This is a genomic window from Salmonella sp. SAL00672, from assembly GCF_046552175.1.
Classification (GTDB): domain Bacteria; phylum Pseudomonadota; class Gammaproteobacteria; order Enterobacterales; family Enterobacteriaceae; genus Salmonella; species Salmonella enterica.
This window is the reverse complement of record NZ_JBGDUQ010000001.1, coordinates 1,110,368-1,121,542: the sequence shown is the minus strand read 5'-3', so window position 1 is coordinate 1,121,542 and position 11,175 is coordinate 1,110,368. Positions and strand designations below refer to the sequence as shown.

The window sequence follows — 11,175 nt, the reverse complement described above, 5'->3', positions numbered from 1 at the left end:
ATAGAGCGCAGTATCCGGCTGGCGCAGGAGAAATAAGACCCTGACGGCCCGGTGGCGTGGCGCCATCGGGCCTGGCTTGTTACTGTATTCCGCGTGTTTGTAAAAATAGAATGGTCGCCGCGACGCGTGAGCGCACGTTTAGCTTGCGAAGTAGATTACGAATGTGCACCTTAACCGTCTGCTCAGAAATATTCAGTACTGACGCAATCTGTTTGTTAGAAAGCCCCTGCGCCAGCTCATGCAAGACATCTAACTCTCGTTCGGTCAGGATACTAAAGGGATCTTCCTGCGCGCCAAACCGTTCGCGCTCACGCAGATATTCATTGACCCGATCGCTAAAGACTTTACCGCCGTTAGCGCCTTTGCGAATGGCCTCCAGCAGCACTTCCGGATCGCTATCTTTGAGCAGATAACCGTCGGCGCCGGCGTCGATCAGCGCGTAGATGTCGCTGGCGGAATCCGAGACGGTAAGAATAATAATTTGCGCCGTCACACCATCCCGGCGTAGCGCGTTCAGGGTATCTAACCCGCTCAGACCTTTCATATTCAGATCCAGCAGGATCAGATCGGGCTCAATGCGATTCGCCAGATCGATCGCACTCGCCCCGTCACCCGCTTCGGCAACGACATAAAAAGCCGGGTCCAGTTCCAGTAATTGACGAATACCTCGCCGCATAAGTGGATGGTCGTCCACAATAAGCACCTGAAAAGGTGTTACTTCAGGCATGCTGTATCTCCTGAGTTTTATTAGAATGATTATTGTTTTCAGCGCGGAAATCGTCCAGATTTGCCACATTGTCAAGCGCGTAAATTTTACCCTAATTAGTGCATGGGTAAGTAGTAAAACCTGTGACAGGCGAGTAATTAGCTGAACGATAGAAAGGATAAAACAACCCGTTGTGAGAGAAAACAGAATACTCCCTGAAGTTGAATACTGGTCTGGACGCTTCTTTCGGACAATGTGACATAACAGAAGTGTGGCATATGTTGCTGCGCCCTTGCACCCGTAAGTCCAGACTATCTTTACTGGCAGGAAATTCCTTATTAAAAGTCATAGCGTCTAAAGCTTGTCATTATTAACAAATTATTTTAACTGAATTTATTTATGGTTTTATTAATGTCAATGAAATACATCTGAGCAGAACGAATGAACCGCGACATCTGTTAAATTAAATATTAAGTCAATAGCAGAGGTATTTTTATGCGATAAAGAGATTCTGACGATATTCTTATCATAAATGAAAATGTGGTCAGAAATGAGTGTCATTCACTTATAACTTATCCTGGATATGCCTGAACAACACTCGCGGCGTTTTGAGCACCCGTTGGGGCGACTCAAGGGGAGAACGTAGTGTGGATGCTATATCAGCCGTTTCTGTGAGCGTAAGCGTGGCGTAGAAAATTTTAAATATGTTAGCCGGTTAAAAATAACTATTGACATTGAAATGGTGGTGGAGTGTATATGAAGAGAATATTTATATATCTATTATTACCTTGTGCATTCGCATGTTCTGCTAATGATAATGTTTTTTTTGGCAAGGGCAACAAGCATCAGATCTCTTTTGCTGCGGGAGAAAGTATAAGAAGAGGAGGGGTTGAGCACTTATATACGGCTTTTCTGACATACAGTGAACCCAGCGATTTTTTCTTTTTACAGGCAAGAAATAATCTGGAGTTAGGAGGATTTAAGGCTAAGGGTAGCGATGATTGCAGTAAACATTCTGGCAGCGTTCCCTGCAATAAATATAACCAGGGCGTATTGGGTATCTCGAAGGATGTGGCGCTGGTTCATTTCGCTGGTATCTATACCGGTATTGGTCTGGGGGCTTATATAAAATCTAAGTCGCGAGATGATATGCGTGTCAATTCTGCATTTACCTTTGGAGAAAAAGCGTTTCTTGGCTGGAACTTTGGGGCTTTTTCTACAGAAGCTTATATCCGGCATTTCTCGAATGGATCACTTACGGATAAAAATTCAGGGCATAATTTTGTAGGTGCTTCAATTAGTTATAATTTCTGAAGTTGAATAACAATTAGCGAGTTGCTGGCTGAAGGAGTAATTAATCACCGTACGTTGTCTACAAAACGTGTTGTGAATAGCCGATCGTTATCGACCCTATGGCGACAGGGAGGCTAATTGTTAGTGACAAAGAAGTGGTAGGCCGTTTACCTTACCAGAACGTTTTATTATTGCTGCGACAGATTGCTTACTCATTTACCTGCCACTACAAACATTTCTTCCAGCATAGGGTGTAGATGCGCTTTTTCTGTTTTAGTACAAACATGGTTTACGTTATTTGCCTGCATTGACTTTACGTTGACCACTGCACAGGAAAGATGTCCGATCAGTTCATGCAAAATAACGTCTCTGGCATCAGCTAACTTTTTAATTGTAGGCATAAAAAAAACCAGCCCTGACAGGCTGGTTTTCAAGGGGAATTTTGGTCGGCAGCTTCATCCGCAGCATCTGCGGAGAGCAGCGCAGGTACGGCGACCACAAAAGCCGGGGAGGCATCAGCCAGCGCGGCGTCGGCTGACACAGCCAGAACGGCGGCAGCCGCCTCGTCATCAGCATCGGAGGCATCCACCCACGCCTCCGCATCTGATACCAGCGCATCACTGGCAGCGCAAAGCAGAGCTGCAGCCGGAGAATTGGCAACCAGAGCCGAAGAGGCCGCGAAACGGGCCGAGGATATCGCAGACGTGATTTCCCTGGAAGATGCAAGCCTGACGAAAAAAGGTATCGTTAAATTAAGCAGTGCCACGGACAGTGACAGCGAAGCGCTGGCGGCCACACCAAAGGCGGTAAAAACCGTTATGGGTGAGGTACGGACCAAAGCGCCGCTGGACAGCCCGGCATTCACTGGAACGCCGACCACACCGACGCCGCCAGGCGATGCTAAAGGGCTTCAGACAACAAACGCGGAGTTTGTCCGCAAACTGATTGCCGCGCTGGTTGGTTCCGTACTGGAGCCACTGGACACCCTGCAGGAACTGGCTGACGCGTTGGGAAATGATCCGAACTTTGCCACCACGGTACTGAATAAACTGGCGGGCAAGCAGCCGCTGGACGAAACCCTGACGGCGCTGTCAGGAAAAAGCGTTGACGGTCTTATCGAATACGTTGGTTTGCGAGAAACCATAAGTCGTGCCGCCGATGCATTACAAAAATCACAGAATGGCGGCGATATTCCGGACAAGGATTTGTTTGTGCGTCGTATCGGTGCCGCGCGAGCGTTTGATGGCGCAGTTACTATCGGCTGTGATGATAATCCGTGGACGACGGCGGAGTTTATCGTCTGGCTGGAGTCTCAGGGCGCATTCAATCACCCTTACTGGATGTGTCGTGGCTCCTGGTCTTACGCTTATAACAAAATCATCACGGATACTGGCTGCGGTAATATCTGTCTCGCTGGCGCAGTGATTGAGGTAATGGGAGTGCGTGGCGCGATGACTATTCGGGTGACAACGTCCCATTCAGTATCTGGTTGGTGATACGTGGGTGACAGCCCCAAGTGTATAAGAAGGAATAATTATGACAGCGGAAAAAAAATAAAAAGAACAAACAGTTTTTAAATATTAAAAATTTCATTCCGTATGCACCGGAACCAGATGACACATTATTCGCCGATGCGGCGTATCTTAAATCAGAGGATGGTCAGGACTGGTATGGGTGCCAGCAATTATTTTCAGCAGACACGCTGAAAATTACCTACGACGATAACGATGTTATTACGTGTATTACGCGTGATGTTTCCGGGCTGTGGCCTGCTGGCCAGAGCGTTGCAGAGTTGCCTGATACGGATGAAAACCGTCGCGCTGATATTCATGCTGCTGGCAGTTTAAAGACGGTAAAGTCGTTCAAAGGGTTTATTCGCCGGAAGAGCTGCGCAGGCAGGCAGAATCGAAAATTGAACGCCCGGGCGTTGATACCGGATGATCTGGTCATCGTGGAAAGCGACCCTGAAAAAATCGACACTTTAGCTGTAAAATGACAGTCCCGCCATCCGGTCATCATAACGGATTTTTCTTCTGCACCTTCTGAAGCCCGCCATGTCAGGACGACCATGAATCCGCCGATAACCTTATTGTGAAATTAAGACCAGGAAGAGATGATGTCTGCCGGACAGATACTATATGTAAATTTATAAAGGTTTTTTGTTATGCCCTTTCATATTGGAAGCGGATGTCTTCCCGCCACCATCAGTAATCGCCGCATTTAGCGTATTGCCTGGTCTGATACCCCCCCTGAAATGAGTTCCTGGGAAAAAATGAAGGAATTTTTTTGCTCAACGCACCAGACTGAAGCGCTGGAGTGCATCTGGACGATTTGTCACCCGCCGGCCGGAACGACGCGGGAGGATGTGGTCAGCAGATTTGAACTGCTCAGGACGCTCGCGTATGCCGGATGGGAGGAAAGCATTCATTCCGGCCAGCACGGGGAAAATTACTTCTGTATTCTGGATGAAGACAGTCAGGAGATATTGTCAGTCACCCTTGATGATGCCGGGAACTATACCGTAAATTGCCAGGGGTACAGTGAAACACATCGCCTCACCCTGGACACAGCACAGGGTGAGGAGGGCACAGGACACGCGGAAGGGGCATCCGGGACATTCAGGACATCCTTCCTCCCTGCCACAACGGCTCCACAGACGCCAGCAGAGTATGATGCTGTCTGGTCAGCGTGGAGAAGGGCTGCACCCGCAGAAGAGTCACGCGGCCGTGCAGCAGTGGTACAGAAAATGCGTGCCTGCCTGAATAATGGCAATGCAGTGCTTAACGTGGGAGAATCAGGTCTTACCACCTTGCCAGACTGTTTACCCGCGCATATTACCACACTGGTTATTCCTGATAATAATCTGACCAGCCTGCCGGCGCTGCCGCCAGAACTGCGGACGCTGGAGGTCTCTGGTAACCAGCTGACTAGCCTGCCGGTGCTGCCGCCAGGACTACTGGAACTGTCGATCTTTAGTAACCCGCTGACCCACCTGCCGGCGCTGCCGTCAGGACTATGTAAGCTGTGGATCTTTGGTAATCAACTGACCAGCCTGCCGGTGTTGCCGCCAGGGCTACAGGAGCTGTCGGTATCTGATAACCAACTGGCCAGCCTGCCGGCGCTGCCGTCAGAATTATGTAAGCTGTGGGCCTATAATAACCAGCTGACCAGCCTGCCGACGTTGCCGTCAGGGCTACAGGAGCTGTCGGTATCTGATAACCAACTGGCCAGCCTGCCGACGCTGCCGTCAGAATTATATAAGCTGTGGGCCTATAATAATCGGCTGACCAGCCTGCCGGCGTTGCCGTCAGGACTGAAGGAGCTGATTGTATCTGGTAACCGGCTGACCAGTCTGCCGGTGCTGCCGTCAGAACTGAAGGAGCTGATGGTATCTGGTAACCGGCTGACCAGCCTGCCGATGCTGCCGTCAGGACTACTGTCGCTGTCGGTCTATCGTAACCAGCTGACCCGCCTGCCGGAAAGTCTCATTCATCTGTCTTCAGAGACAACCGTAAATCTGGAAGGGAACCCACTGTCTGAACGTACTTTGCAGGCGCTGCGGGAGATCACCAGCGCGCCTGGCTATTCAGGCCCCATAATACGATTCGATATGGCGGGAGCCTCCGCCCCCCGGGAAACTCGGGCACTGCACCTGGCGGCCGCTGACTGGCTGGTGCCTGCCCGGGAGGGGGAACCGGCTCCTGCAGACAGATGGCATATGTTCGGACAGGAAGATAACGCCGACGCCTTCAGCCTCTTCCTGGACAGACTGAGTGAGACGGAAAACTTCATAAAGGACGCGGGGTTTAAGGCACAGATATCGTCCTGGCTGGCACAACTGGCTGAAGATGAGGCGTTGAGAGCAAACACCTTTGCTATGGCAACAGAGGCAACCTCAAGCTGCGAGGACCGGGTCACATTTTTTTTGCACCAGATGAAGAACGTACAGCTGGTACATAATGCAGAAAAAGGGCAATACGATAACGATCTCGCGGCGCTGGTTGCCACGGGGCGTGAGATGTTCCGTCTGGGAAAACTGGAACAGATTGCCCGGGAAAAGGTCAGAACGCTGGCTCTCGTTGATGAAATTGAGGTCTGGCTGGCGTATCAGAATAAGCTGAAGAAATCACTCGGGCTGACCAGCGTGACGGCAGAAATGCGTTTCTTTGACGTATCCGGCGTGACGGTTACAGACCTTCAGGACGCGGAGCTTCAGGTGAAAGCCGCTGAAAAAAGCGAGTTCAGGGAGTGGATACTGCAGTGGGGGCCGTTACACAGAGTGCTGGAGCGCAAAGCGCCGGAACGCGTTAACGCGCTTCGTGAAAAGCAAATATCGGATTATGAGGAAACGTACCGGATGCTGTCTGACACAGAGCTGAGACCGTCTGGGCTGGTCGGTAATACCGATGCAGAGCGCACTATCGGAGCAAGAGCGATGGAGAGCGCGAAAAAGACATTTTTGGATGGCCTGCGACCTCTTGTGGAGGAGATGCTGGGGAGCTATCTGAACGTTCAGTGGCGTCGTAACTGATGCACCAGGTGAATGAGGTGCGGTGCGACAAAGATATTCCCGGACGAACAACATCAGACAGTACGGATGATGTACAGGTGAAATAGGGGAGACTTCTTCAGTCAGGGCGCGGCGCAACTTTTTCGATGATAACGCGCCGCGCGCCGGTAGCGAGAAGCCGATGGAAGTACTGGATCACCTGAATGCAAAGAAGGGCTGGGGAAAGCTGTACTTTGCCGGGGAGGGTATCCAGCAACAGTGGGCTATGAAGAGAAACATACTGTCATCCCGATATACCACCCGCTATGAAGGCCTGCTTCAGGTTAAGTGACAGGTTTACCCTGATTTTCAAATTTCTGATGTGATGGTGTGCCGCAGCCACATTGTATGCAAGAACGGGCTGCGGCAAACTGGCGATCGTTCGATAGTGCGTGTATTGAATAGTTACCAGTCGTGGCGGATTCTACTGGTTAAGGATGACTAATCAATGTATTTAAGTCATCTGTTCAACTTTTCGCGTTGGAGGGAGCTTGAAGTCAATTTGCAGTGACCTTCGATAGCTATTTCACCATCATTTCACCATTTGCAAATTGGATATATAAAAAAACCAGCCCTGGCAGGCTGGTTTTTAAGGGGAATTTTGGTCGGCACGAGAGGATTTGAACCTCCGACCCCCGACACCCCATGACGGTGCGCTACCAGGCTGCGCTACGTGCCGACTTGTGGGTGCTAATACTACCTCTTTCCAACGCGAATGCAAGGGGAAACGGTGCTAACTGATTTATAATTAATCAGTTAGCGATAAAACGTTTCTCTTCTGTTAGCACTTGCAGCAGCAGACTGAGCTGCGGCTTCTGATCTTTGATCTTCTCGCCGTGTAAGTCATAGGTCTGATAATGACCGTTATTATTGAGCACCAGGGTCATTTGCGGCGTCGTGATTGCCAGCGTACTGCCGTCTGCCGCCGTTACCCAGTTATGACGACGTGGAACGGTAAAGATGTCCTGGCCCTGTGAATATTCGTTCGCTGGCGTGCTGACATGTAACAGGCGTTGCATCAACGTGGTCATCACATCGGTATGATCGGTAAGCACATTAATACGCTGCGCAGGCGTCCCCGGCCAGTGGATCACCAGCGGTACTTGCAGATGACCTTGCGACCAGTCGAAGCGATTTTCTTCCGGCGTCAACGGTATGCCGCGTCCTGCGGTAATGATCACGACAGTATTGTCGAATTTACCGGCCTCTCGCAGCGCGTTCAGAACCCGATTGATTTGCGCATCCACGTCGCTGGCGGCACTGGCGTAACGCTTAACAAAATTTTTCTGGTTACTGTCATCAATGTTAGTACCGTTAAACGATATCCATGAGAACCAGCGGTTATCTTCCTGTGCGTAGCGCCCAAGCCAGTCTATCCACTGGCTGGCCGTTTGCGCATCAGACTGCGTTTGCGCTGCCGGCATCGAGAAATCGGACAGTAATGCCTGACGATAAAGCGGGCTGGCGAAGCCATCCGAAGAAAACAGTCCCAGTTGGTAGCCTTGCTGATTCAACGCGGTAATGAGCGCCGCAGGCGTTCTGGTGGATAACACGCCATCCATATAGCCTGGCGATATGCCATAGAACAGGCCGAAAATACCGTTATCAGTGGTATTCCCTGAACTCATATGACGGGTGAAGTCGATGTTTTGCTCGGCAAATGTAGCCAGCTCCGGCATCTGCTTCTCAAAGCGAGAATAGTTCAGGCCGTCTACGGTAATGAGCAGCACATTCTGACCGGTGCCCATATCGCGATAGTGCAAATTGCTGAGCGGGTACTGTACGGAGACCGCTTCCGGATTGCCTTGCTCTACCAGACGGCGCTGATATTCCTGCGCATCCAGCAGACCGTGTTTTTCAAGAAAACGTCGCGCCGTCATCGGATAAGAGAGCGGCAGGTTTGCCCGCTGCATGGTAATCGGCCGGTAAAAATTAGCGTCTGCCCAGATGTAGATAAGATGCGATGCGATAAAGGAGACGAAAAAGAATGCCGCAAGCGGCCTTGCGAAATGGCGGCGGCGCGTGAGACTGCGCAGCTTTTGCCAACTCCATGTCGCAAATAGCATCTCAATCAATAAGATAACCGGCACGCTAATAAACATAAGCTGCCAGTCGCGCGCCATTTCGTTCTGGTCAGGGTTGATGACCAGTTCCCAGACAATGGGGTTAAGATGCAGGTGAAAACGGGTAAAGACTTCGCTGTCGATAAGCAACAACGTCATACCCGCGGTCGCCAGAATGGCTGATAAAAACCGCATCAGCCGCTGGGACATCACGATAAACGTGAGCGGAAAAAGAATAAGCAAATAGGTGGCGAACACCAGAAAGCTAAAGTGCCCGACAATGCTCAGGTAGGAGTATATGCGACCCGCAAGCGTTGTCGGCCAGTCGGCGACAAACAGGTAACGGCTGCCGAGCAACGTAGCCAACAGTATATTGAACAGAGCGAACCAGTGCCCCCAGCTAACCATCTGGGAGACTTTTTCACGGTAGCGCTGACGATGAGTTACCATACCTGTCGCTTGTTTCTCCGGAGTCGGCTTTTTAGTGCGCGTTGTCTTCGCTAATCGAAGACTGCAAGGCGCGGGCAAAAGAGTTCGCAATCGCCTGGCGTTGAGCCGGCGCAACGCTGGTGTTGATAAGGTTGGTGACCATATTTCCCAGCACCATCAGGGAAAGATCGGTCGGCGCCTTATGTTTTTCCAGTACACTGAGCAGTTCGCTCAGCAGTTGTTCAACATGTTCATCACTATAGCGGGAGAGTTGTGGCATAAATCAAAATCTGTTTGTTCATGAAAGGGCAACATATTACCGTAGCAACAGTTTTTTTTCTGCATTTTTATCCCCTAAATCATTCGCGTTACGGATAACGCCTGAAATGACAGGGCGATTGCTTGCGTCTTCCGGCAGGCGGTGGTTGAATACCGCCCGGTCTTAAAGGAGAGTTTATCATGAGTCTGGATATCAACCAGATTGCCCTGCACCAGCTTATCAAGCGCGATGAGCAAAATCTTGAGCTGGTCTTGCGCGATTCATTGCTGGAGCCGACAACCACCGTTGTCGAGATGGTGGCTGAACTGCATCGGGTCTATAGCGCCAAGAATAAGGCGTATGGCCTGTTTAATGAAGAGAGTGAACTGGCGCAAGCGCTGCGGTTGCAACGTCAGGGGGAAGACGATTTTCTTGCCTTTAGCCGGGCGGCGACCGGACGCCTGCGTGACGAACTGGCGAAATACCCCTTTGCGGACGGCGGCATTGTATTGTTCTGCCATTATCGCTACCTGGCGGTGGAGTATCTGCTGGTTACGGTACTGAACAACCTGAGCAGTATGCGGGTCAATGAAAATCTGGACATTAACCCGACGCATTATCTTGATATCAATCATGCGGATATCGTGGCGCGTATCGATCTTACCGAGTGGGAAACTAATCCGCAATCGACCCGCTATCTGACGTTCCTGAAAGGTCGGGTAGGGCGCAAGGTTGCTGACTTCTTTATGGATTTCCTCGGCGCCAGCGAAGGGTTGAACGCCAAAGCGCAGAATCGCGGCCTGTTGCAGGCAGTGGATGATTTCACCGCAGAAGCGCAGTTGGATAAAGCGGAACGTCAGAACGTGCGCCAGCAGGTGTACAGCTACTGCAATGAGCAATTACAAGCCGGGGAAGAGATTGAGCTGGAATCGCTGTCTAAAGAGCTTTCCGGCGTCAGTGAAGTCAGCTTCAGCGAATTTACCGCCGAAAAAGGCTATGAGCTGGAAGAGAGCTTCCCGGCAGATCGCAGTACGCTGCGCCAGTTAACCAAATATGCCGGCAGTGGCGGCGGGTTAACCATTAACTTCGACGCTATGTTATTGGGTGAACGTATTTTCTGGGACCCGGCGACCGATACCCTGACTATCAAAGGGACGCCGCCGAATTTGCGCGATCAGTTGCAGCGACGCACGTCGGGCGGGAAATAAAGGCATACGACATAAAAGGACGCCGTAGTGAGTAAAGGAATACGTCAGAGGCCGCCTGTTAATTTCAGTTTATTTCGGCAGGTTTTGTATGCGCACATTGTCGCATTTTTGATGATGTTGGTGCTCGGCATGGTGTTCACCGTTCTATCGTTGGTACTGTTTTATACTTATGGTGCCAACTGGTTACTGAGCTTGTTCATATGCCCGCTGTTCTTGTTAAGTGGTTTATTCATTACTGGATTTGCTTTTAAATCAACCTGGTCCAGCATACGTTACTATTACGACAAGGGGCAGTTGAAACGGTATGGACTCAATCTTGATGCAACTTTGACGCATAAAGAGAAGGTGGAAATACGCATCGATAATGCAAAGCGTCAAGTGCGTGTAGATGAACTGGAGCTCCATGTCTTATTTGATTTTCAGTTTGATAGCAAGACATGGAGCTGCGGCGACTTACTGACCAATGAAAAGGTATTTGATGCGTTGAATGACGGGCAAACGATACCAATACGAATTCTGCCATGGAAACCGGAAAGTGCCAGCGTTCGTCAACGGGCATTATTCAATCGGCTTAAAGGTATGAATACCGCGTCGGAAACTACAGATCCTCGATTAGGGGAGGCGCTAATTGAATGTGGCGAGGTGTAAGAAAGCAGAAAAGCAAAGTG

The 11,175-nt window shown here is 50.4% G+C and carries 8 protein-coding genes, 1 tRNA gene and 3 pseudogenes; 6 read left to right on the top strand and 6 right to left on the bottom strand.

Annotated elements, in window-relative coordinates; genetic code table 11:
* Positions 1-79: 79 nt before the first annotated feature.
* Entirely contained in the window at positions 80-727 is a 648-nt protein-coding gene (narP, locus tag ACLJTG_RS05760; RefSeq protein ID WP_023258133.1) for a nitrate/nitrite response regulator protein NarP, read from the bottom strand.
* A 729-nt stretch (positions 728-1,456) separates the two neighbouring features.
* Here narP and pagL point away from each other — a divergent pair.
* The gene (gene pagL, locus ACLJTG_RS05755) at positions 1,457-2,020 is read left to right on the top strand and encodes a lipid A 3-O-deacylase PagL (protein WP_000281877.1); all 564 of its coding nucleotides are present in this window, start codon (positions 1,457-1,459) and stop codon (positions 2,018-2,020) included.
* 191 nt (positions 2,021-2,211) lie between these two features.
* Here pagL and ACLJTG_RS05750 read toward each other — a convergent pair whose 3' ends face one another.
* Together ACLJTG_RS05750 and ACLJTG_RS05745 are read right to left on the bottom strand one after the other, a co-directional pair.
* A complete protein-coding gene (locus ACLJTG_RS05750) occupies positions 2,212-2,400 on the bottom strand; it encodes a virulence protein (RefSeq protein ID WP_023242741.1) in 189 nt (62 codons plus the stop codon).
* A gap of 29 nt (positions 2,401-2,429) precedes the next feature.
* Entirely contained in the window at positions 2,430-2,588 is a 159-nt protein-coding gene (locus tag ACLJTG_RS05745; RefSeq protein ID WP_000340080.1) for a hypothetical protein, read from the bottom strand.
* Between ACLJTG_RS05745 and ACLJTG_RS05740 the strand changes: the two are divergent.
* From ACLJTG_RS05740 to ACLJTG_RS05730, 3 pseudogenes are all read left to right on the top strand, one after another.
* Positions 2,548-3,228: pseudogene (locus tag ACLJTG_RS05740) on the top strand (phage tail protein); the annotation flags it as partial. The gene ACLJTG_RS05745 and the pseudogene ACLJTG_RS05740 overlap by 41 nt on opposite strands.
* Before the next feature lie 935 nt (positions 3,229-4,163).
* Positions 4,164-6,530: pseudogene (gene sspH2 / locus ACLJTG_RS05735) on the top strand (SPI-2 type III secretion system effector E3 ubiquitin transferase SspH2).
* Between the two features lie 87 nt (positions 6,531-6,617).
* A pseudogene (locus tag ACLJTG_RS05730) lies at positions 6,618-6,840 on the top strand (DUF4113 domain-containing protein); the annotation flags it as partial.
* 310 nt (positions 6,841-7,150) lie between these two features.
* Here ACLJTG_RS05730 and ACLJTG_RS05725 read toward each other — a convergent pair.
* From ACLJTG_RS05725 to ACLJTG_RS05715, 3 genes are all read right to left on the bottom strand, one after another.
* Positions 7,151-7,227, bottom strand: a tRNA-Pro gene (locus ACLJTG_RS05725).
* A gap of 73 nt (positions 7,228-7,300) precedes the next feature.
* Positions 7,301-9,061, bottom strand: a complete 1,761-nt coding sequence (gene yejM, locus ACLJTG_RS05720; RefSeq protein ID WP_000256150.1) for an LPS biosynthesis-modulating metalloenzyme YejM — start codon at positions 9,059-9,061, stop codon at positions 7,301-7,303.
* 31 nt (positions 9,062-9,092) lie between these two features.
* Positions 9,093-9,320, bottom strand: a complete 228-nt coding sequence (locus ACLJTG_RS05715; RefSeq protein ID WP_001135904.1) for a YejL family protein — start codon at positions 9,318-9,320, stop codon at positions 9,093-9,095.
* Between the two features lie 179 nt (positions 9,321-9,499).
* On the opposite strand from ACLJTG_RS05715, the gene yejK reads away from it, so the two are divergent.
* Complete coding sequence (gene yejK, locus ACLJTG_RS05710) at positions 9,500-10,507, top strand: nucleoid-associated protein YejK (RefSeq protein ID WP_021000527.1); 1,008 nt, start codon at positions 9,500-9,502, stop codon at positions 10,505-10,507.
* A gap of 27 nt (positions 10,508-10,534) precedes the next feature.
* Positions 10,535-11,155 (top strand): hypothetical protein, encoded by a 621-nt coding sequence (locus tag ACLJTG_RS05705; RefSeq protein WP_000033443.1) that lies wholly within the window; start codon positions 10,535-10,537, stop codon positions 11,153-11,155.
* The last annotated feature ends 20 nt before the right edge of the window (positions 11,156-11,175 follow it).